General features: G+C 42.8%; 18 protein-coding genes and 1 tRNA gene. 4 read left to right on the forward strand and 15 right to left on the reverse strand.

Going from position 1 to position 22,454, the window contains the following annotated elements; genetic code table 11:
- Positions 1–267 precede the first annotated feature (267 nt).
- The 3 genes from pyrC to M917_RS01350 all read left to right on the forward strand — a co-directional run bounded on the left by pyrC (position 268) and on the right by M917_RS01350 (position 2,873).
- On the forward strand, positions 268–1,338 hold the full coding sequence (gene pyrC / locus M917_RS01340; RefSeq protein ID WP_040641654.1) for a dihydroorotase: 1,071 nt from the start codon (positions 268–270) through the stop codon (positions 1,336–1,338).
- Positions 1,339–1,598: 260 nt separating this feature from the next.
- Positions 1,599–2,252 (forward strand): ribonuclease T, encoded by a 654-nt coding sequence (gene rnt, locus M917_RS01345; protein WP_152513945.1) that lies wholly within the window; start codon positions 1,599–1,601, stop codon positions 2,250–2,252.
- A gap of 545 nt (positions 2,253–2,797) precedes the next feature.
- Positions 2,798–2,873 (forward strand) — tRNA-Glu (locus M917_RS01350).
- A gap of 258 nt (positions 2,874–3,131) precedes the next feature.
- On the opposite strand, the gene M917_RS01355 is transcribed toward M917_RS01350, so the two are convergent.
- The 11 genes from M917_RS01355 to M917_RS01405 form a co-directional block, all read right to left on the reverse strand.
- Positions 3,132–3,740, reverse strand: a complete 609-nt coding sequence (locus M917_RS01355; RefSeq protein WP_021812947.1) for a BLUF domain-containing protein — start codon at positions 3,738–3,740, stop codon at positions 3,132–3,134.
- Between the two features lie 516 nt (positions 3,741–4,256).
- Positions 4,257–5,006 carry a 2-C-methyl-D-erythritol 4-phosphate cytidylyltransferase gene (gene ispD / locus M917_RS01360; RefSeq protein WP_021812948.1) on the reverse strand — a complete coding sequence of 250 codons (750 nt, stop codon included), beginning with the start codon at positions 5,004–5,006 and terminating at the stop codon, positions 4,257–4,259.
- Between the two features lie 120 nt (positions 5,007–5,126).
- Positions 5,127–5,435: an FtsB family cell division protein gene (locus tag M917_RS01365; protein WP_021812949.1), complete on the reverse strand. Its 309-nt coding sequence runs from the start codon at positions 5,433–5,435 to the stop codon at positions 5,127–5,129.
- Between the two features lie 143 nt (positions 5,436–5,578).
- Positions 5,579–6,895: a phosphopyruvate hydratase gene (gene eno, locus M917_RS01370; protein WP_021812950.1), complete on the reverse strand. Its 1,317-nt coding sequence runs from the start codon at positions 6,893–6,895 to the stop codon at positions 5,579–5,581.
- Between the two features lie 345 nt (positions 6,896–7,240).
- A complete protein-coding gene (locus M917_RS01375) occupies positions 7,241–9,601 on the reverse strand; it encodes a heavy metal translocating P-type ATPase (RefSeq protein ID WP_021812951.1) in 2,361 nt (786 codons plus the stop codon).
- 220 nt (positions 9,602–9,821) lie between these two features.
- Complete coding sequence (locus M917_RS01380) at positions 9,822–10,046, reverse strand: heavy-metal-associated domain-containing protein (protein ID WP_021812953.1); 225 nt, start codon at positions 10,044–10,046, stop codon at positions 9,822–9,824.
- A gap of 101 nt (positions 10,047–10,147) precedes the next feature.
- Entirely contained in the window at positions 10,148–10,402 is a 255-nt protein-coding gene (locus M917_RS01385) for a hypothetical protein (protein ID WP_021812954.1), read from the reverse strand.
- Between the two features lie 27 nt (positions 10,403–10,429).
- Entirely contained in the window at positions 10,430–11,305 is an 876-nt protein-coding gene (kdsA, locus tag M917_RS01390) for a 3-deoxy-8-phosphooctulonate synthase (RefSeq protein WP_021812955.1), read from the reverse strand.
- Positions 11,306–11,790: 485 nt separating this feature from the next.
- Positions 11,791–13,425, reverse strand: a complete 1,635-nt coding sequence (locus M917_RS01395) for a CTP synthase (protein ID WP_021812956.1) — start codon at positions 13,423–13,425, stop codon at positions 11,791–11,793.
- 192 nt (positions 13,426–13,617) lie between these two features.
- On the reverse strand, positions 13,618–14,676 hold the full coding sequence (locus M917_RS01400) for a porin (RefSeq protein WP_021812957.1): 1,059 nt from the start codon (positions 14,674–14,676) through the stop codon (positions 13,618–13,620).
- A gap of 551 nt (positions 14,677–15,227) precedes the next feature.
- Positions 15,228–17,426, reverse strand: a complete 2,199-nt coding sequence (locus M917_RS01405; protein WP_021812958.1) for a malate synthase G — start codon at positions 17,424–17,426, stop codon at positions 15,228–15,230.
- A 497-nt stretch (positions 17,427–17,923) separates the two neighbouring features.
- Between M917_RS01405 and miaE the strand changes: the two genes are divergently transcribed.
- On the forward strand, positions 17,924–18,619 hold the full coding sequence (miaE, locus tag M917_RS01410) for a tRNA-(ms[2]io[6]A)-hydroxylase (protein WP_406621707.1): 696 nt from the start codon (positions 17,924–17,926) through the stop codon (positions 18,617–18,619).
- A gap of 111 nt (positions 18,620–18,730) precedes the next feature.
- On the opposite strand, the gene M917_RS01415 is transcribed toward miaE, so the two are convergent.
- From M917_RS01415 to ppk1, 4 genes are all read right to left on the reverse strand, one after another.
- Positions 18,731–18,931: a hypothetical protein gene (locus tag M917_RS01415; protein WP_021812960.1), complete on the reverse strand. Its 201-nt coding sequence runs from the start codon at positions 18,929–18,931 to the stop codon at positions 18,731–18,733.
- Between the two features lie 60 nt (positions 18,932–18,991).
- Positions 18,992–19,372, reverse strand: a complete 381-nt coding sequence (locus tag M917_RS01420; RefSeq protein ID WP_021812961.1) for a hypothetical protein — start codon at positions 19,370–19,372, stop codon at positions 18,992–18,994.
- An 81-nt stretch (positions 19,373–19,453) separates the two neighbouring features.
- Complete coding sequence (locus M917_RS01425; protein ID WP_021812962.1) at positions 19,454–19,705, reverse strand: hypothetical protein; 252 nt, start codon at positions 19,703–19,705, stop codon at positions 19,454–19,456.
- A gap of 456 nt (positions 19,706–20,161) precedes the next feature.
- Positions 20,162–22,363 (reverse strand): polyphosphate kinase 1, encoded by a 2,202-nt coding sequence (gene ppk1, locus M917_RS01430; RefSeq protein WP_084606113.1) that lies wholly within the window; start codon positions 22,361–22,363, stop codon positions 20,162–20,164.
- Positions 22,364–22,454: the final 91 nt, after the last annotated feature.

The following is a 22,454-nucleotide window of genomic DNA, read 5'->3' on the forward strand; positions in this document are numbered from 1 at the left end:
AATTGCTTACTCAGTGTACATCATATTTACTATAGGCAAAAGTCTAACTGCTATAAGGCGTGTGCTTTTGGCTTAAATGTTGAATGAGTACATTTTAACTATCCATATTAAAGTAATCTTTAAAACGGATACATGGAAAATTGACCAAGGAATTATGTACAGATATTTAGCCGTATATTTAGTCAAGTAGGCAAATCTGTTATGATAGTCGCACAGTATCACTCCCTTTTGTTTCCCTTATTTGACGATATAGAGCGCTTTGACACTATGACTGATTCGATTAGAGAGTTGACCATCCTACAGCCAGATGATTGGCATATCCATTTGCGTGACGGCGAAGCGCTGAGCACGACCGTAGCGCACGCAGCAAATAGCTTTAACCGTGTCATTTGCATGCCGAACCTAGTACCACCAGTCAAGAATGCCCATGATGCTCGTGCCTACCGCGCACGTATCATGGATCATTTGGCCGCGAGTGATTTGAGCCTTGAACGAAAATCAGCCTTTGATCCGCGGATGACCTTATACTTGACAGACAATACTACTGCACAAGATATCGAGTTGGCAGCGCAGTCAGGTATCGTACAAGCAGTCAAGCTTTATCCTGCTGGGGCAACCACCAACTCAGCAGATGGTGTCACCAACATCAACGCCTGTGTCGATATATTCGAAGCACTAGAAAAATACAATTTACCGCTACTGATACATGGCGAAGTGACACAAGATCATGTAGATATTTTTGATCGTGAAAAGCGTTTTTTAGACGAAGTTTTGGCACAAATCATCCTAAAATTCCCCACGTTAAAAATCGTGGTAGAGCATATAACCACTAGTGATGCTGCGGATTTTGTATTGGCTCAAGGCAACCATGTTGCTGCTACCATTACCCCACAGCATTTGATGTTCAACCGCAACCACCTATTGGTTGGTGGTATCAAGCCGCATTTTTATTGCTTACCTATTTTGAAGCGGGAAAGCCATCAAAGAGTGTTATTAGATGTTGCGACAAGTGGTAATCCAAAGTTCTTTTTGGGCACCGACTCGGCCCCGCACGCCACAGATAAAAAAGAAGCGGCTTGCGGTTGTGCGGGCTGCTATAGCGCTGCAACTGCCTTGCCACTATACGCCACCGCTTTTGATAGTGTCGGCAAAATAGACAAGTTAGAAGGGTTTGCCAGTCGTTTTGGCGCTCAGTTTTACGGCTTGCCCGTAAATGAGAGTACCATTACTTTGCTCAATACACCTATGCAAGTGCCAGCAGCATATCCTTATTTTGACGGTAGCTCACTGACCCCGCTGATGGCTGGCGAGATGCTGCCTTGGTCTATTAAAGGATAAGCCTGACTAAGTAATATCTCCTTTATTTTATCCTATGATAGGAATAACACCTTTATAGTAAGCGGTGTGGCTTTTATCATAGGATGCTTATTTTTTAATTCAATATAACGTTACGACTGATAAAAGCGACTTAACCTGATATGACCACTCAAAACGATGCCGCCTTACCTGACGACAACTCATCAAAGAACGTAGAGGAGAGTCTCAATATTGCTTCAAGCGTGCATACTGAAGATACCGCAGCGGACGAACAAGCGCCGATGGGCTTAAAAGACCGTTTTCGTAAGTTTCTACCTGTCGTCGTCGATGTTGAGACAGCCGGTTTTAATGCTCAAACGGATGCTTTGTTAGAAATTGCCTGTATTCCCATACTACTTGATGAACAGGGCATCTTTTATCCGGGCGAGGCACTTAATGCCCATGTAGAACCCTTTGAAGGCGCAAATTTAGAACCAAGTGCGCTAGCCTTTACTGGTATCGATCCTAAAAACCCGCTGCGCAAAGCCATTGCTGAAGATGAAAAAACCGCACTACGCCGCATTTTTAAAGGCTTAAAAGAAGTACGCCGTACTGAAGAATGCCGTCAATGCGTTTTGATCGGCCACAATGCCCATTTTGACTTAGCATTTTTAAACGCGGCGGTGCTACGTACCAATAGCAAAAACCACAACCCTTTTCATAACTTTTCAGTGTTTGATACCGTGACCCTATCGGCACTAGCGTTTGGCCAAACAGTGCTAGCACGTGCCTGTAAGGCAGCGGGGCTGGAGTTTGATGGTAAAGATGCACACTCCGCTTTATATGATACGCAAAAAACTGCTGAGCTATTTTGTTATATTCTCAATCACTACCCTATGCTGTCTAATGCGATGCATGCTGAGCAAACCAGTGAAGAACTGACTGATGATAAATAAGTCACTTATCACACATCATATGTTGCTAAGCATCAATAATAGTGTTATTTGTAATACTTGATGACTTTGACATCTTGCTTTGACAATCAATAGGGATATGATTGATATCAAGATACATAGATGGCAGTATTTAATATTTTTTAGGTGTCATACTTTTAGACAATCCGTATGAGTTACCTGATAATACGGTATCGCGCTCAAGCGCTGCATTAGTTATATCCCATAGATGGTTTAAGTTGCTCGCGATGTCTTATTAGCAAATGCTATCGAGGCTTAATAGGAGGGACTTTATCATGGATCCACAGCTAAAATTATGGGGCACAATCATTGGTTATATGTTGCTAGCATTGACTATCAGCGCGTGTACTTCTTTATGGATTCGGTATCATTTAAAGCGCAACGATTTGCATCCTCGCCGCGCCATCAAAAAAAGATATTTAATTTTAAAAAGACGTAGAAAAAGGCTTGACAGAAAACGCAGACACCATTAGAATACGCACCACTTCAGCATAAACGGTGAAAGCAGTTGAAGTGTTGTTATACTAGTCCCCATCGTCTAGAGGCCTAGGACACTGCCCTTTCACGGCGGTAACGGGGGTTCGAATCCCCCTGGGGACGCCACTATTTGGCGTCACTTATTAGCAATATTGCTGTAAAGCATTATATAAGACTGTTAAGCGTACCAACGAAAAAGCCCAATCACAACATATCGTGATTGGGCTTTTTTTATGCCTGCTCATTTCTTATACTCAGCAAAGGTTTTAGGCTTCAACGCTTTCATTTCAACACTTTCACTTTTAATATACCAAAACAGTCAGCATAGAATGCTGACTGTTTTATTTAAATATTACCCGCTTATCACTGCTCTCAAATCTTGCGTTACAGTATCAACCAAAGCAACGCCAATACGATCAATCCACCCAATATAGCCTGAATCAAGAAAAAAGCTTGATGCTGCCCTACCACTTTACCCAACGTTATACCCAGCGTACTATATTTTATGGGCTGAGAATCTGTATCACCATTTCTAACTTCTTCATCATAGTAGTCTTGCAAAATATCTAGGAACTGCTTACATTCATCAGCTTTCCAAAGATCAGGCTTAAAGGGCATAAATGACTTGAGCTTAGGTTCATTAACCATCCAACGCTCAAGTGTAATAGAGCGTAGTGACCAACCAGAAAAACGGCGCTCAGCGATAACTGAAAAATCCAATATCGTTAAATCTTTATGTCGCTCATCTACCAATAAACGGTTCTTGAGATTGGTCAATGCTTGCTCAGTACCTTCTATACATTGCAAAAAGTAGCCATTGCCGTAGCAAAGAATACCAGTAATATTATCAGTATTGTTATTCTTAATTGAGACTTCTGCGATGTCATTAAGTGTGCTGGCATTTGAAAGACCAGTCGAAGTAATGTGGCTCAGATATACAAGCTGGCAGAGATCCGTTATTACTGGGTTTGTAGCATTATTAGCTGTTGACAATCAGTTTCTCCCTATTATTAGGTATGCGTAGCTAGAACAACCATATTAACTTTAGAAAAAAACATAAAGATAGAACCTTTGAAAGTATCAAATCGGCTTGCTATGGTATTGATTTTATAAATGTTTATATTAATTGTATTAAGTTGGTTACATCATAAGCCAGTTCAGTCATCAAAGCAACATATGTTTATATTAATAGATTGATTATTATTACTTAATGATATTTAACGTTCCTATACATATGTTTTTGGCATATGTATTGGCCATTAATAGCAGAATAACTGTAAACATTTTACGGAACTGAAAACGAAAATGTATAGTCGAGGCAGTTTAAAGTGAGTACAAGGTAGCTGAGTGCAGATAGTACCGTTATACAGCAAGCAAGGTTAACACCGTACTCATTTATAAATGCGTTGACTATAGTTTGAATAAACGAGACATTTTTATGAAATGGCAGAATCGAAAAAAATAGACAATAGTAGAGATTCAAGGATGATGTAAAATACTGTAGAGCAATTATGATTGGGCAGCCAGAATTGCTGCTAGCAAGACAGCATCGTCAGGATAAGTGAGCTTGATGTTTTGGCGACTGCCAGTCACTAGCCGAATCGGCAAATCTAAGTATTCAAAAGCGCTGGCTTCATCGGTAATATCAAGTTGATACTCAGAGACATGATGTAATACGGCTTTTAGCTGACCTAATCGAAATACTTGCGGGGTTTGGGCTTGCCACGTATTAATGCGGTCAATTGTGTGTTTGATATAAGGATATGAAGTCTGCCCTATATCGTCATTAGCAAGCTCAGATTGAACATTAGACTGTGTGTAAGACTGTTTTAGAGTATCGGCAACTGGCGTCGCTAAAATCGCTCCATAAGGCTCTGACATAGCGACTCTAATAACTTGGTCAATGTCTTGAATGGGTACGGCAGGGCGTGCGGCATCATGGATCAGCACCAAATCTGAATCGTCGGCTCCTGTGTTAGCAATTGACTCTACCCCCGCCTGTACAGACTGCCAACGCTCAGCACCGCCAATCGCATAATGTATAGGAAGTGCAAAATCTAATGTTTCTACAGTGCTATCATCTGCTGCAACTACCAATAAGCATTTATCAATATAAGCGCTACGAGCGAGCCTTGCCACGCTATGCTGTAGCAATGTCTGTCCTTGCAGCATGGTATATTGCTTAGCGATAGACGAACCAAAACGACTGCCGCGACCAGCAGCGACAATCATGGCATGTATATTAGGTTTGCTATTCATAAGACAGTACTCATGGCTGAAACCCATGATGGTTTGGTTGAGGACAAGCTAAAATAGAAAGCACGTGAAATATCATCTCTCTCTCATAGACAACAGAGAGCAGCATAACGTCATAAAAAGCTAATAACGACTGTGTGTGATGGGTGCGGTTGATACTTGTACAAAAGTTTCATTCGGCTTAATCAAGCCCAAATCCAGACGGGCGTGTTCTTCTACTGCTTCAAGACCGTTTTTTAAATCATACACATCGGTACGTAATAAGTTGTTTGCGGTGACTTGGTTTTCGTTTAGGCCTTGTTGCTCTTCAATCTGAGTCATCAGTTTATTATGTTCAAATCGACCGTTTTCGCCCAGCCAGTACTGATATTGCAATCCTAATAAGACGGCAACAGCTAAAGCAAGCAGCATAAATTGACTAAAGTATTTCATAAGAAGATAACGCCAAACGATAAAGAGATAATAAAATAGAGCCCACTAAGCTTACTAGGCAGTACATAATCACATTAGTTACCTATCAATGGTTACCTAATGCCTAGCGTTAGCGGTAATTTTTGCTTCTGAACCAAGGCTTCTTAACCACGCAAACCAATAAATTCTTCACGGCCACGATAGCTTGCACGTACTTGCTGCTCGATACGTAATAGCTGATTATATTTTGCAACGCGGTCTGAACGGCACAGTGAGCCTGTCTTGATCTGACCCGCCGCAGTACCAACTGCCAAATCTGCAATAGTGCTGTCTTCAGTTTCACCTGAACGATGCGAGATAATGGTCGCGTAGCCGTTTTTCTTCGCCAGATAAATCGCGTCTAGCGTTTCTGACAATGTGCCGATTTGGTTAAACTTAATCAAAATCGCATTGGCAATATGCTTATCAATCCCTTCTTGCAAGATAGCAGGATTGGTCACAAACAGATCATCACCGACCAATTGGACTTTATCACCAATTTGCTCAGTCAGATACTTCCAACCATCCCAATCGGACTCGTCAAGACCATCTTCGATAGAGATAATAGGATACTGACGTGCCAGCCCAACCAAATAGTCCGAGAACCCTTGGCTGTCAAAAGACTTATTACCTTCGCCTGCCAAAATATATTGACCGTCTTTATAAAATTCACTAGCTGCACAATCTAAAGCAAGATGAATATCTTCACCAGCCTTATAGCCGACTTGTTCAATCGCTTGCATAATGACGGTAATGGCTTCTTCATTGCTACGTAAGTTTGGTGCAAAACCACCTTCATCACCAACAGCTGTATTTAGACCTTGTGATTTTAAAACCGACTTCAAGCTATGGAAAATCTCTGTACCAGCACGCAGCGCTTCTGAAAAACTCGAAAACCCAACTGGCTCAATCATAAATTCTTGAATATCAACGGTGTTATCCGCGTGCTCGCCGCCGTTTAGGATATTCATCATTGGCACAGGCATCGTTAAAGACGTTTGATTACGCAAGTTAGCAATGTACTGGTGCAACGGCAAATTCTGTGATTTAGCAGCTGCTTTGGCGGTCGCTAGTGACACGGCTAGCATGGCATTAGCGCCCAAGCTTCCTTTATTTTCTGTCCCATCTAATGCAATCATCGCATTATCGATGCCTTGCTGCTCAGTCACGTCTTTGTCAATCAATGCACTGCGTATTTGGCTGTTGACATTAGCAACTGCTTTTTTCACGCCTTTGCCCATGTAGCGATCTTTATCGCCATCACGCAGTTCAAGCGCCTCACGTGATCCAGTTGATGCGCCGCTTGGAGCAGCAGCACGTCCGACAGTACCATCAGCTAAGATAACATCGGCTTCAATGGTTGGGTTGCCGCGCGAGTCTAAGATCTCACGAGCACGAATGTCTTTAATTGCGGTGACGTTGTTGGTTTCTTCAGCGTACATAATGTCTGTTAATTCCTTTGGTCATGCCAAGTTTGTGGGATAAATAACGGCAACTAGAATACAAAAAAGATAAAGCAAAATATCATATAGCGCAGGCGCTTAAACCCCTTCAAAACTCTCTATTATATGAACATGTTTAAATAGGGTTTAAGCATAGTTTAAATAGAAGTCAAAGAGTTATTAAGCATATTAATGGTCGGCTATAGTGCTTGGCATCATAGCATATATTTTATCAAACTTCCCTTATCTTACACCGACTTGCGCTCATAAAAGCTATTGGAGACACGAATATTGGTTGTGGTGGTCTCGTTTAAGTATCATGAGATACAAAAGTTAATATAGCGCTTATACTTTAGCCGAATGATCTTTATTAGCATGAGAGGCAGAGACCGTATTCTCCAGCTCAACCTCTGTCTTAAAACGTGTCAATCGTAATGCATTCATCAAAACCGAGATGGAACTAAGCGCCATAGCAGCCGCCGCAATCATCGGATTTAAAAAGCCAAAAGCGGCAAGCGGAATACCCAGACAATTATAGATAAAAGCAAAAAACAGATTTTGTTTGATATTGCGTAACGTGGCTTGCGCAATCTTTTGTGCGGCATCGATATGCATGAGTGACTCACCCATTAAGCGCGCAGAAGCACTATGCTGTGCCACATCAGTGCCTTCGAACATGGCAAAACTGGCATCAGCGGTGGCCATCGCTGGCGCATCATTGACACCATCCCCTGCCATCGCGACCTTGTGACCAGCCGTTTGTAGCAGTGCGATTTGACTGGCCTTGTCGCGTGGACTCATTTTACCATAAGCTTTGTCAATACCTAACTGCCCTGCTACATGATCGACGACAGACTGCTTATCACCGCTCATCAAAATAACATTAATACCAGCATCTTGTAACGCCGTAATCGCCCGCGGCGTATCAACTTTTAGGTCGTCCGCTAAGGCAAAAGCACCTAGAGGTTCATCATTAATGCTGATCGCAACAGTACTAGCGATGTTCCAAACTTTTGGCATCAGCTTCGGTAAGATCAAATTAGCAAACTCTGCTGTACCAACTTTTACCAGTCCAAGTCCTTCGATATTTGCTTGAATACCTGCACCCTTGACCACACTGATATCATTTACAGTTAACAATGGCAATTGACGCGCAGTGGCCGCATTGATAAGCGCCGTTGCTAGTGGATGGCTGGCATGTGCCTCGACACTGGCAGCAATTTGCAATACATCATCGACTGCCAATGACTTATCTACCATTAATTCATTGACGATTGTAGGTTTGCCAATGGTCAAAGTGCCTGTTTTATCGAGCACCACTGTATCAATACTACCCGCAGCCTCAAGGCTTTGTGCGTCTTTAAACCAAACACCATGACGCGCTGCAACACCCATACCAGCCATAATCGCCGCTGGTGTGGCCAAACCAAGAGCACAAGGGCAAGCAATAACCAATACAGATACCGCGTGCATTAAGGCGGTATCAATCATGCCCGTGAGCCACCACGTCAGACCAAAAGTAACCAAGGCAATCGCAACCACAACGGGCACAAAGATGGCCGTCACTCTATCGGCAAAACGTGCCAAATTGGCTTTTGAGCCTTGCGCGTCACTCAGGGCTTGTACCATATCACCCAGCTTAGTATCACTGCCTTTAGCACTGACGCGGTATAATAAGCTGCCGTTTTCTACCAAGGCACCTGCCAACAGCCCATCGCCCACGTCTTTTTTGAGTGGTACAGACTCGCCTGTTAAATGACTCTCCACACACCAGCCACTACCGTCGATGACCGAACCATCAGTTGCGACACGGCTACCTTGTTTTGCGCGCAAGATGTCACCTACTTGTACATCTTTTAAAGCGACATTATGGAAGTCACCATTTGCTTGCTGCTGCTCGACTTCATCAGGAGTCAGTGACAATAATAAATCAATACTGTTTAGACTGTGCTTTTTGGTTCTTTCCTCTAAATATTTACCCGTACGCACAAAAGCAATGACCATGACGCCCGCTTCAAAATATACTGCTGGGCCATCACTAGCACCGTGACCACCAGCATGACTGCTTTGCAGCAAACTGTTTAAGCTGCCATCGCCATGAGTGAGCCATAAATATGTCGAATACGCCCAAATAGTCACCGTGCCAATGACGACCAATACATCCATATTGGCAAGACCACCTTTGATGGACGCCCAAGCACTTTTATAAAATGGTAAGCCAAAGCCAAATTGTACAAGCGTTGCCAATACAAACTGGAGCCAAATAGGTGGCATCCACGCCATACCGAGACCCGTCAGCATACCTGCCATACCAATTAAGAATGGCACCAAACAAATCCACAGCCCAATCAGTCGCCACGGATACTGGGTGGCTATGTCTTCATCCGTTTGTGAAAACAAGCTATCGGCTGCCTGCAAATTGGCAACAAAACCTGTCTTATTTACCCATTCTGTGACCTGCTCTGGCGTCGTCTGCGTCGGATCATAGTCCACATTTGCAGTCTCACCAGCGAAGTTCACACTCACCTCATATACCGAAGGCTTTTTGTTCAGTACCTTCTCGATACGCGAGGCACAAGCCTGACACGTCATTCCATCAATCGCCAGTTGCAGGTGCGCACGCTGCGGCGCTATCTGCGTATCGGATTGAATATCAGTGTCGACATCGTAAGTGTTATGGTTGTCAGTATGGGTAGAATTATTCATAAATAGGGCTCGTCATGGCATTTACACAGTGGTATAAGCCATAAAAACATCAATGGGTGGAGAGCTTTAAATCACACAAATATTACATTCTAAAGCTATGGGCTTTATTTTGAACCGCTTATATAGTCGAGGCAGTTCAAGAATAGCAAGAGTGCAGTGCCAATTTTTAATCACTAAAAAACCAGCCCTGATAGCTGGTTTTTTAAGTGAAGCACAAACCTTATGAATGAGCGACTGTGGCATCAAAGCCAGCGTCATCGATAGCCGCCGCAATTGCTTCCGCACTGGTCTTACTGTCATCAAAAGTGACCGTTGCTTGATTCTCCGCAAGCTCAATGCTCATATCGTTTAAACCATCAATATCTGCGGTGGCATTGTGGACGCTGGCTACGCAACCACCACAAGTCATACCTTCGATTTTAATAATACGGGTTTGGTCTGCCATGGTAGGCTCCTTATTTTTATTGATAAATAACGTTATCTTTTAAGTATGTGTAAATACAACTACTAAACTAGCATAAGTCGTATTGATATGAACCACAAGGTTCAATCGTCATAACGTGGGTTTTGTGGTGCATCGATAGGAAATGGCTGGGTGACATAATCGACCATACTAATCGCCGCCGTTAAAGCATGAATACTGGTATCTGTATCCTCATAGCGTACGATAGCGACATGACTAGCAGCATCCAGCTCAATAGCCGTCACGCCTGAGATGTTTTTCAACGCTGTCATCACACTCTCTAACCCTTCAGCATTATCGATATTTTCGATACTCACCTGGGCAATTTTAATCGCCATTGTCTTATCCTATTGTGATTTACGCTATTAATGAGTATCTAGGGTCTCAAAACCTTTAACCAAGTCATCAATCTGTTTAAGCTGACGCAAAAACGGCTCTAGTTGGTTCATTCTTAAGGCACACGGCCCGTCACATTTTGCTGTTTCTGGATTTGGATGCGCTTCTAAAAATAGCCCTGCCAATCCTGTTGCCATACCAGCTCGTGCCAGTGTGGTGATTTGCTCTCGGCGGCCGCCCGCACTATCACTACGCGCGCCTGGCTGCTGCAAACTATGCGTCACATCAAAAAATACAGGTATGTCCATCTGCTTCATCGTATCAAAGCCCAGCATATCAACGACCAGATTATTATAACCAAAAGCACTACCGCGCTCGCAAAGTATCAGCTTGTCGTTGCCACCTTCAAGGCATTTATTGACGATATGGCGCATCTCATGTGGCGCTAAAAACTGGGCTTTTTTAATATTAATAATCGCATCCGTTTTGGCCATCGCATGCACCAAGTCAGTCTGACGTGACAAAAACGCAGGCAGCTGAATAATATCAGCAACTTCAGCCACTGGGGCTGCTTGATGTGGCTCGTGCACATCTGTGATGATTGGTACTTGGAACTTTTCTTTAATTTGACCCAACCAATCAATGCCCTGCGCGAGTCCAGGACCTCGATAAGAGTGCAGACTTGACCGGTTGGCTTTATCAAAGCTGGCTTTGAACACATAGCCGATACCCAAGCGTTGGCATATCTCGACGTATTGCTCAGCAATCTCAAACGCCAGTTCTTTAGACTCTAAAACATTCATCCCACCAAACAACACAAAAGGCTGGTCATTGCCGATATTGATGGTACTGTTATTAGGCGTGTTAAGCGCGATATGTGATTGTGCCGTCAATAAATTTTCCATTAAACCGTTGTCCTCTTTATTGTTATCAATATTTCTATGCCCTATTGTAACTGATAGCTTGGTTAAAAAAAGTATGCAAGCGTAATTAGATATGTTTGAAGAAAATCATTGTATAGCTGATTCAGCTTCGAAATAATATAGCGCTGCTGAGATGAATTTTTCGAAGCCTCTGTCTGCGAAGGCACAACAAGCGAGGAAAATTATCTCAGCAAAGTGCTAGTCAATCTAAATTTGTTTTATTTTGAATTGATACCAAACCCAAAAAATACGATTAGCTTCGTCAAACTCGTTTAGTCTACCATGCGTAGTACTTACACTCATTTTCCTTGCTACTCTAATTTTTGTGAATGGTATGAGCATAACGAACAATGCTCTTTACTGAAAAACGAGAAAAAAAGACCGATCCGAAGATCAGTCTTTTTTAAGAAAAACAGAGCGATACTACTTTAAGAGTGGTACTACTTTAACAATGACTTATTTAAATACTACTTAGCTTCACTATAGTTTTTTGCCGCTTTTACGAAGCTGTTAAACAGTGGATGGCCACCACGTGGCGAGCTAGTAAATTCTGGATGGAACTGTACCGCGATAAACCATGGATGCCCAGTCACTTCAACCGACTCTACCAAATGCTGCTTGGCAGAATAACCTGATATAGTCATGCCAGCCTGCTCTAACGGCTCGATATAACGATTGTTCATCTCGTAACGATGGCGATGACGCTCAGTGATATTACTAGCGCCATAGATTTGGCTCAGTTTGCTACCAGCAACCAGTTCCGCTTGCTGTGCACCTAAACGCATCGTACCACCAAGGTCTGAGTCATCACTACGAATCTGTAATTCACCGCGCTCATCTAACCATTCAGTAATAAGACCAATGATAGGCTCTGCCGTCTTGCGATCAAACTCAGACGAGTTGGCATCGATCTTCAATACATTACGCGCGTACTCAATCACGGCCAGCTGCATACCGAGGCAAATACCTAGATACGGAACATTATTTTCACGCGCATAAGTGATGGCTTTTATCTTACCATTGGTACCGCGCTCACCAAAACCGCCCGGTACTAAAATAGCGTCGACATCATTAAGACGGGCAAATAACTGCGTATCACTTTCTAAAAGCTCGGCATCGATATAGTCGATTTTTACATCGGTTTTATGAGTGATACCTGCATGTAATAAAGCTTCATTGATAGACTTATAGGCGTCAGGTAGCTCGACGTATTTGCCAACCATCGCTACTGTCACTGTCGATTCAGGATTGAGCTGGGCTTCAACCACTTTATCCCAATCACTCAAGTCTGCCTCTGGTACATCAAGACCGAAACGCTCACAGACTAAATCATCAAGGTCTTGCTCATGTAGCGTCCGCGGTATTTGATAAATGCTTTGCGCATCCTCACACATAATGACTGCGCGCTCTTCAACGTTAGTGAACAGTGCAATCTTACGACGGTTGTCTTGTGAGATATGATGGTCGGAGCGGCAGATCAAAATATCAGGTTGCAGACCGATAGAGCGCAACTCTTTCACTGAATGCTGCGTAGGCTTAGTTTTGGTTTCACCTGCACTCGCGATATAAGGCACTAATGTCAAATGCATCAGCATCGCTCTGTTACGACCAAGCTCTACTTGCATCTGGCGCACCGCTTCCATAAAAGGTAACGACTCGATGTCACCGACAGTACCGCCAATCTCGATAATAGCAATATCGTAGCCTACGCCACTGGCCAAGATTTTGCTTTTAATCTCATCAGTAATATGCGGAATAACCTGTACCGTACCACCAAGGTACTCACCGCGGCGCTCTTTGTTTAGTACGTTTTGATAAATACGACCACTGGTGAAATTATTGCTTTTGCTCATTTTTGAATGACGTAAAAAGCGCTCATAGTAGCCCAAATCTAAATCTGTCTCCGCGCCATCCTCAGTCACGAATACTTCACCATGCTGGAACGGACTCATCGTACCAGGATCGACGTTGATGTACGGATCCATTTTGGTCATCGTGACGGTCACGCCACGGGCTTCTAAGACCGCTGCAAGAGAGGCTGCGGTGATACCTTTTCCTAGTGAGGACACTACCCCACCGGTCACAAATATAAACTTGGTCATAGTATTCTGTCGGTAATTGGTAAAGAAGGATTTTACTAAAAATACGCCATAAAATATAGGGCAAAAACACAAACTCTTTGAAACTCTTTATTTTGGTACGTATTTGTTATGACCCATTATCTGTTTAGAGAAGTCATAACAAAAAAACTCACCCCGAAGGATGAGTTTTTATGCTATGTGCGAAAGATGATACTAGAACAAGTATTCTAGACCAGTACCAATTACGAATACATCAGCATCGCCTCTAGTGGCTACCATACCAGTATCTGTATTAAGCGTTTTAAGATCTTCAGCACTGTTCATACCAGCATAGGCATGAGCAATAATGTTGTCTTTATACATGTACTTACCACCAACAACGATCTGGTCTGAATTTGCGTCATTCCAACCATTCAAGTTGTCTGTTTTGTTGTACTGAGTATATATAGATGCTGGACGAGCAAAGTTAGTCAAGCCCATTTCAGCACTAACAATCAAACCTTTTTCTTTTTCAGTATTGCGATCATAGTCATAATCAGCAACTTGATACAAAGCACCTACAGTTACAGGCGCTGCAATGTATTTGCCTAGATCCACAGTAGCCGTACCACGGATGATATCACCGTTGATGTTTTGATCTTTGTCATATGCAAGACCAGCTGTGAAACCAGTACCTTGATCAAACATAGCAGCAACACCGAAGCCAGCATCGTTGTTGAAATTATCATCGTCAGAGCTGTACATTGCAGATACTTGTAATGGCAAACCGTCATACTTTGGTGAAGTCCAGATAACTGAGCTGTTGATACGGCCACTATCAGCCATGTTTAACGCTTCAACAACGTCGTTTTCCATTTCATTAGTACCTAGGTTATCCCAGTAACCTTGGTTAACAACAACGTTATTAATTCTATCTAGGCTAGACTGGTTTTTACCAACGCGGAATTCACCAAACTGTTTGTTGTTAAGGCCTAGGTATGTATCACGGTTAGAAAAAGTAGCATTGTCACCATCGATGCTTGTGCCATACTCTAGTCGATAGATAACATCAGTATTAGCCGTCATGGCTTCAGAACCTTTAAAGCCTAAACGTGAAGAATGAGAATTGATCTCTATTGTGTCTTCGTCAAAATCAGCACCAGCAACACGTGAATCAAAATCAGCATTGACATAGTCAGCAGCTAAGAATGCTTTACCATAAACGGTAGGCGCTGCATTGGCTGCAGATACAGATAGGGCAGCAACTGCTGTAGCTAAAAGTAGTTTTTTCATGGGGTATCTCCACTTTACAATTTTAGTAATAAGCTAGCTATTATTAGCTGGTGCTCACAATGGTATCGTCACAAATCCTCAAAGATATAATGTGTAACTGGCTACCGAGATTAGTCAGAAACAAGTGTGGCGAAGTTCTATTACAGTAAGATGAAAAAAACCATGACTTACATAACTGGGATTAAAAAAGTAACTGCCATGTAAAATTAGGTCTTTATCTGTCCTTTGCGTAACATCCGTTACCAAACTCATACTTCGAATACAAGCATAACAACTTTGACATAATTTGCAACATATTTTTTTGCTTTTTAAACACATCCATTGGTGGAAGCCATGCACACTATTGAATACGGTAAGTTGCAAAAAAAACCTTATCTACTCAAACAGATAAAGCTATCATTGATTAATAGGATTGCTAAGAAATTGAAACCATCGTAATCAATACACTTTCATTGGCAAAAATAAAGCGCTACTTATTATTAATTAATAAGTAAGTAGCACCAATAAAATAACGAGCTTTACTCAGTACATGCAGAAATTAGCAATTCGACTTAGCAGTTTGCTTTTAAATCAAGGCGCGCTTGATGCAGTAATGGCTCAGTATACCCACTAGGCTGCGTGCGTCCCTTAAAAACCAAATCGCACGCTGCTTTGAAGGCATAGGAGTTGTCAAAGTCATTTGCCATCGGCTGATAGTCACTATCGCCCGCATTTTGCTCATCAACAACCTTTGCCATGCGTTTCATCGTGTCCGTCACTTGCTGCTCGCTAACGATGTCATGGTGCAACCAGTTGGCGATGTGCTGACTTGAAATCCGCAAAGTCGCGCGGTCTTCCATTAGACCAATGTCATTGATATCCGGCACTTTAGAGCAACCAACTCCTTGATTGACCCAGCGTACCACGTAACCTAAGATACCTTGAGCATTGTTATCAATCTCTTGTTGCTTCTCTTCCTCTGTCCAATTGGTGTCTTTTGCCAATGGGATGGTCAGGATATCGTCTAAGCTTGCGCGTTTACGTGATTTTAGGCTGTCTTGTACATCAGCGACGTTCACTTGATGGTAATGCATACTATGCAAGGTTGCGCCAGTCGGTGATGGCACCCAAGCGGTGGTAGCACCAGATTTAGGATGCGCCGCCTTGGTGTCCATCATCTCTTTCATCTCATCAGGTTTTGCCCACATACCTTTACCAATTTGAGCACGGCCTTGTAGCCCTGTCTCCAACCCAATGTCAACATTCCACTGCTCGTATGCAGGCTGCCATGCTTGTGACTTCATCTCGCCCTTTGGGACAAATGGACCCGCATTCATGCTGGTGTGCATTTCATCACCCGTACGGTCTAAGAAGCCAGTGTTAATAAAAATAACGCGCTCTTTTGCTTGGCGAATGGCTTCTTTTAAGTTAACCGTCATGCGGCGCTCTTCGTCCATAATACCAATTTTGAGAGTGTGACGTTCTAAGCCCAATAAATCTTCTGAGGCATTAAACAAATCATTGGCCATTTTGACTTCTTCAGGACCGTGCATTTTTGGTTTCACGATATACATCGAGCCTTTGCGCGAGTTTGACAGCGCGTTTTTACCTTTTAGGTCATTGAGCGATAATAATGGTGTAATCAAACCGTCCATCAATCCTTCAAAAATGCCCTCTTGACCATTGCCTAAATCGACTAAGATGGCAGGGTTTTGCATCAAGTGACCCACATTACGGATGAGCAATAGCGAGCGACCCGGTAAGATTAGCGTGCCGCCCTCTGGCGTATGGTATTCACGGTCTGGGTTTTGCTTACGAGTACGGGTTTTGCCGCCTTTTTCAAAGGTTTCTTGCAAGTCGCCATTCATTAAACCGAGCCAGTTGCGATAGACTTCCACTTTTTCTTCTGCATCGACAGCAGCGATTGAATCCTCGCAATCTTGAATAGCGGTAATCGCTGACTCAAGAAGCACGTCTTTAATGTTTGCTAGATCATCTTTGCCAACTGGATGGCTGGCATCTATTTGAATCTCCGCATGCAACCCATTGTGTTTTAACAAAACACCCGTTGGGTTTTCCGCGTCGCCCAAGAAACCAACAAATTGGGCAGGCTCTTTTAGCTGTGTATTACTGTCGCCTTGGGCAATTTCAAGTTTACCGTCCACCACTGTAAAGCCAGTCGCGTCGTTATACGAGCCTGATGCTAATGCAAAATTGTCGTCTAGGAATTTTTTGGCATAAGCAACAACAGCAGCGCCACGAGTTGGATTATAGCCACCTTTAGCTTCTTGCCCATTGTCATCACTGATGACATCTGTACCATATAGTGCATCATACAAACTGCCCCAACGTGCGTTAGTCGCGTTCAGTGCGTAGCGAGCATTACGTACTGGTACTACCAGCTGCGGCCCTGCGATATGGGCGATTTCATCATCGACGTTTTCTGTACTGACAGTAAAGTCATCGCCTTCTGGCAATAGATACCCAATCTCTTGTAAAAATGTCTTATAGGCAGGGTAATCAATGTCGCCGTCTTTGGCAGGATTGTCTAGATGCCACTGATCAATCTGTGCTTGAATCTGGTCACGAGTTTCTAGTAGCGCTTTGTTACGCGGCGTGAACTCTTTGATGACCTTTTCAAAACCTGACCAATAGCCCTCTGAATCAACACCGACTTTTGGCAGCACTTCATTCTCAATAAAGTCATACAACTGCTGGTCAATGGCAAGAATGCCTTTTTGAATACGATTGGTTGTAGAAGACTGGCTCATGTTGTTATCCTTATCTGTTCGTGAGGTGTATAAATACGAAATTGCTACCGCAATGGTTGGATATTGTCGGTCTTAGGCATCTATTTCTAACTCAGATGACCTGCCAAACACGCTTATGGGTTTTTAGGGATCTGCTTATTTATACTATACTGGCGATTGTTATCATGCCCAGTATCTACCATCAAGCGACAATGAATGGTAAGGCGAAATATCGCTCAAGCAAAATCTCATCCTACTATCAAATAAAGAAATAAACAAGAAAACACCATTCATAAAATAAATGTTGAGGTTGTATAATAATGATAATCTATGTTGCATCAGCTATATAGGCGTTAAATATGATGTAGTAATAAGATGACGACGACGTATAAATAAACGGTAAGTAATGATTACTAGAATAATTTATACTTAACGGTTGTCTGTTTAATCTTTATATTTTATTTAAACAAGTTAAACATTCGACCATGACAGAGACTATGAATACAGAAATGATGCAGATGAAAACCAACAATATTAGCGATAATGACATTAACAATCATGATATAGCAGAAGATAGCGTCGATATCACCCAACTGCGCACCCCGATAAAGGTTGATCTCTCCCCTATTTATAATTTTTTGGGTGCTCGAACCACGCAAGCTTGGGTCGATGCGGCCATAGCGGATTTACCTACTATTATTCAAGATCATGCCAACTGTGAAAAGAAAGCGGCTGGTACGGCGATGAACTTGATATTTCGCTATGAGTTTTCTTATGATTTGCAGCGTAAATTGGCACAGCTGATACGTGAGGAGATGCTGCATTATGAGCAAGTGCTAGGCATCATGAGTGATCGTGGTCAAGAGTGGCGATACTTAAGTGCGGGACGTTATGCCAAAGGCATGTTAAAGCACAAACGCACCTACGAGCCAGCAGCGATGGTAGATGTACTGATAATCGGGGCATTTATTGAAGCGCGTTCTTGCGAACGTTTTGCTGCGCTTGCGGAGGTTATCGATGATGAGCGCTTGGCAAAGTACTATCGCTATTTATTGAAGTCGGAAAGTCGTCACTTTGAGGACTATTTGGCATTGGCACAATCACTGTCTGAAGACACTATCGATGAACGAGTGGCATTTTTTAAAGAGATAGAAGCAGAGCTAATAGTAATTCCCGATACTGAGCTACGCTTTCACAGCGGAACTCCGGCTTAAAAGCCACTTTCTAACTATTCCCTTACTGCCCTTTTATAAAAATAGAAAAGCCTAACGATGACAACGTATTACTGGTGCTTTTATGACTCAAAGCACCTTGTCAATCAACGGTTATTTGTCATCTTCCATTAATGAGCTGTCGTACTGCTTATTGTTTTTAGCAACGTGATGCGGGTCATGATCGTCTGTTGCTCTTTCAGCAGCGGCTGGATTGACCTTTTGCAGCGCGTCATCAGGTACGATACCGTTATTGTCATCCGCATCTTTTAGCTCGCGACCTTTGTTATTAAGTTTGTCATCTGATATGCTCATTTTTATTCCTTAGTATGTGTTCCCTGTTAATATATTTTCTTTCTAAAATGCCAAACCTTGCTATCTATTACTGTTCTTTTGATCTGGGTTTAACACGCGGGTCTGAGCATTATCAACATTGGCATAACGGTTCATATTGTTAATTTTTTCGCTATCAGGTGCTTCGCTACCGACAGTGTCTTCATTGATATTATCGTCAAAACCATTGCCGCTTTGATCACGGCGATCAGGCTGGCGTGCGGGATTGTCATTATCATTGACATGCTCTGATTGGACTATTCCTTCCTCAAAAGTATCAGTACCTTTATTTTCAGTGATGTTTTTTTCAAGCTCATCATGATGATTGGGATGAGCGTTAATGGTTTGATTCTCATCAAAAGGTTGATGAGTATCCGTTTCTGTAATTCGAGTTTTGCTCAAAGCAGAATCTTTGGTTTCCATGGTCATGTCCTTATAATTTTTATTTATTGGTGGCTACTTGTATAATTAAAGCGCTATAAATATTGACTATTAGTCTAATATCTATTTGTTACCCTCTCGACTTAAATCATGAGCATTTAAATCTGCAACATTTTTGCCACCTGCTGGCAAATCTTCTTCTTTACGAGGATCAACATAAACTTCATCGGTCTCTTGTGACGCTTGCTCAGGGCCATCTATATTTGGCTGATGTTTTCGACCTTCATAGCTGTTTTTGGGGTTATCCGGATGTAAAGTAGCGGGATCGTGAATAGGGACTGCTTCTTCATCATTTGGATGGGTTTTGTCTGTCATGGTAAATTCCTCGGGCTAATCAATTAAGAAATCAATGAAACAGGTATGACTATCATACGATTGCTATTGATGTTTTATAGATTTCCTCAAGTATAGTTAGCATGCTGTAAACCGTACCAGTGTACTGCCGTATCAATATGTGAATAAATGTGAGGTTACCAGACAGTTTGTAACTTTTATAGAAATGTCCTAACTATTAATGCCTCAACTATAGTCAATCTTAAATAAAGTGGATACACGATATGATGACGCAGGACTGGTACAAATTTTTCTTGCTTGCTGTGCCTGCTCAGCTCGATGCTACAAAAAATTCGTACCAATCCTGCTGTATCCTTTTTATATTGATCTGACTATATTATAGAAACGCCTCAACCATAAAATAAAAACCAAGTACTAATATTATCAGTACTTGGTTAAATACATACGCCTTCATGTTAGCCGATATTTTTGCAGCTGCTAAATAGGATCTTGTACATTATTAATGGTTTTTAACAAATGCTCTTGGGCAATGTGCGGCGTCTCTCCAGCTGCTGGCTGTAACTGCTGCCAAACGCCATTACCATCGAGTGTCCACGCTTGCGTGTTGTCTTTTAGATAGTTGAGTAATCCATCTTGATAAATATGCTTAAACAGTTTTTTGTCCACAATCGGAAATGCCACTTCTACACGATGAAATAAATTACGATCCATCCAATCGGCACTGCCACAATACAAACGCTCATCACCATCATTGTAGAAATAATAAATACGCGTGTGCTCCAAGAATCGACCAATAACAGAGCGTACAGTAATGTTTTCAGACAGCCCTGTGACTTGCGGGCGTAAACAACACATTGAACGTAAAATCAGCTCGATTTCGACACCTGCTTGTGACGCATCATATAGCTTGTCAATCAGGCGACGCTCAGTTAGAGCATTGACCTTGATAATAATATGAGCGCGCTTGCCTGCCTTTGCATGAGCGATTTCATCATCAATAAAGCTCATCAATTTATCGTGCAAGGTAAATGGTGCATGCAGTAGCTTTTTGAGGTTGGCAGGTTTGCCCATACCTGTCAGCTCTTGGAAGATATTGTGTACGTCTTCTGAAATATCAGGATCTGCACTAAATAAACCGTAATCGGTATACACTTTGGCATTGGCAGCATGATAGTTGCCTGTCCCTAAATGCACATAGCGGCGAATGCGATCGTCTTCACGGCGCACGATGAGCATCAATTTTGCATGGGTTTTGTAGCCAACGATACCATACACCACGACCGCGCCAGCTTCTTGTAAATAGTTGGCAACGGCGATATTAGAGGCTTCATCGAAGCGGGCACGTAGCTCGATGACGGCAGTGACTTCTTTACCATTTCGAGCAGCAGCAGCCAGCGCTTTGACGATTTCTGAATTGGTGCCTGAGCGGTACAGTGTTTGCTTAATGGCGAGCACTTTTGGGTCGCTGGCTGCTTGCCAAAGCAGATTGATAATTGGCGAAAATGCATGAAACGGATGATGCACGAGCACATCATTTTTGCGCATGGCGGCAAACATGCTGGTCGCTTTGTCTAGTTTGTCCATCTCACGGCGAAACTCTTTTGGTATCACGTGAGTAAAAGGCTGATAGCGCAGTGCTGGAATATTAAAATCAAACAGCAAACGCGTTAAATTGACAGGCCCATTGACTCGGTACAATTGATTGTCATGTAGTTCAAACTCGTTGAGCAAATAATCACTAATAGGTGTCGGGCAGTCGGCTGTGACCTCTAACCGTACTTTGTCACCAAATCGGCGGTTTTCCAGCTCGCCTTCTAGCGCTTTGGCAATATCTTCGACATCATCGGCCAAATCTAAATCCGCATTACGGGTCAGTCTGAATTGATGACAACCCGTAACGTTCATCCCAGGAAATAGCTCGCCAATATGCTCATGAATAATGGCCGATAGCATGACGTGATGCTCTTTGCCACCCGTCAGCTCGTCAGGTAGACGAATCACACGCGGCAGACTGCGTGGCGCTGGCACAATCGCTAAATTGATATCGCGACCAAAGGCGTCTTTGCCTTCTAAAGTTGCGATAAAGTTTAGGCTCTTATTGACCAAACGCGGAAATGGATGGGCAGGGTCAATGCTAATCGGTGTCAATACTGGCGATACTTGTTCTGTAAAGTAGCGTTTCATCCAAGCCGATTGCTCAGCATTGAGCTCATCACGTTTGAGATAACGGATGTCTTCGAGAGCAAGTGCAGGCAAGACATCTTCATTGAGAATGCGATATTGCTCAGCAATGGCAGCGTGCGTTATGGTGGATATCTCGTTGAGTACTTCACTTGGACGCATACCGTGAGCGCTGGTCGACACATCGCCCATATTGAGCTTTTGCATAATACCCGCAACGCGTATCTCAAAAAACTCATCGATATTGGATGAAAAAATAATCAAGAAAAACAAACGCTCAAGTAGCGGATGGCGAGGACTGGCTGCCTGTGCCAAGACACGTAGATGAAACTGCAATAACGACAAATCGCGATTGATATAACTACTCGATGAATAGCTGCCATCCTCTGAGCGTTGCCAAGCAACCTGCGTCAAATGTTCAGTGCTACTCTCTCGTTTATTGTTGCTTTTTATTTCAGTGTTGCGCGCGCTATCGGCGGTATCTTTGATATCAATCATGTCATTATTATCATTACTGTCGCCATCATTGTTCTGCTTGTCATACACCTCTGCCACGTTACTACTCCTTTTGCGTTATCGATACGTCATT

The sequence above is a fragment of the Psychrobacter aquaticus CMS 56 genome (genome assembly GCF_000471625.1).
Classification (GTDB): Bacteria; Pseudomonadota; Gammaproteobacteria; order Pseudomonadales; family Moraxellaceae; genus Psychrobacter; species Psychrobacter aquaticus.

Excerpts from the sequence above, each read along its gene's own strand:
- M917_RS01365 (WP_021812949.1), bottom strand. The coding sequence starts at position 5,435 with ATGAAATACTTTAGTCAATTTATGCTGCTTGCTTTAGCTGTTGCCGTC.
- M917_RS01420 (WP_021812961.1), bottom strand. The coding sequence starts at position 19,372 with ATGGAAACCAAAGATTCTGCTTTGAGCAAAACTCGAATTACAGAAACG.
- M917_RS01395 (WP_021812956.1), bottom strand. The coding sequence starts at position 13,425 with ATGACCAAGTTTATATTTGTGACCGGTGGGGTAGTGTCCTCACTAGGA.
- M917_RS01400 (WP_021812957.1), bottom strand. The coding sequence starts at position 14,676 with ATGAAAAAACTACTTTTAGCTACAGCAGTTGCTGCCCTATCTGTATCT.
- ispD (WP_021812948.1), bottom strand. The coding sequence starts at position 5,006 with ATGAATAGCAAACCTAATATACATGCCATGATTGTCGCTGCTGGTCGC.
- M917_RS01385 (WP_021812954.1), bottom strand. The coding sequence starts at position 10,402 with ATGGCGATTAAAATTGCCCAGGTGAGTATCGAAAATATCGATAATGCT.
- miaE (WP_406621707.1), top strand. The coding sequence starts at position 17,924 with ATGAAAACCAACAATATTAGCGATAATGACATTAACAATCATGATATA.
- rnt (WP_152513945.1), top strand. The coding sequence starts at position 1,599 with ATGGGCTTAAAAGACCGTTTTCGTAAGTTTCTACCTGTCGTCGTCGAT.
- M917_RS01415 (WP_021812960.1), bottom strand. The coding sequence starts at position 18,931 with ATGAGCATATCAGATGACAAACTTAATAACAAAGGTCGCGAGCTAAAA.
- M917_RS01405 (WP_021812958.1), bottom strand. The coding sequence starts at position 17,426 with ATGAGCCAGTCTTCTACAACCAATCGTATTCAAAAAGGCATTCTTGCC.
- ppk1 (WP_084606113.1), bottom strand. The coding sequence starts at position 22,363 with ATGATTGATATCAAAGATACCGCCGATAGCGCGCGCAACACTGAAATA.
- M917_RS01375 (WP_021812951.1), bottom strand. The coding sequence starts at position 9,601 with ATGAATAATTCTACCCATACTGACAACCATAACACTTACGATGTCGAC.
- M917_RS01380 (WP_021812953.1), bottom strand. The coding sequence starts at position 10,046 with ATGGCAGACCAAACCCGTATTATTAAAATCGAAGGTATGACTTGTGGT.
- M917_RS01425 (WP_021812962.1), bottom strand. The coding sequence starts at position 19,705 with ATGACAGACAAAACCCATCCAAATGATGAAGAAGCAGTCCCTATTCAC.
- pyrC (WP_040641654.1), top strand. The coding sequence starts at position 268 with ATGACTGATTCGATTAGAGAGTTGACCATCCTACAGCCAGATGATTGG.
- eno (WP_021812950.1), bottom strand. The coding sequence starts at position 6,895 with ATGTACGCTGAAGAAACCAACAACGTCACCGCAATTAAAGACATTCGT.
- kdsA (WP_021812955.1), bottom strand. The coding sequence starts at position 11,305 with ATGGAAAATTTATTGACGGCACAATCACATATCGCGCTTAACACGCCT.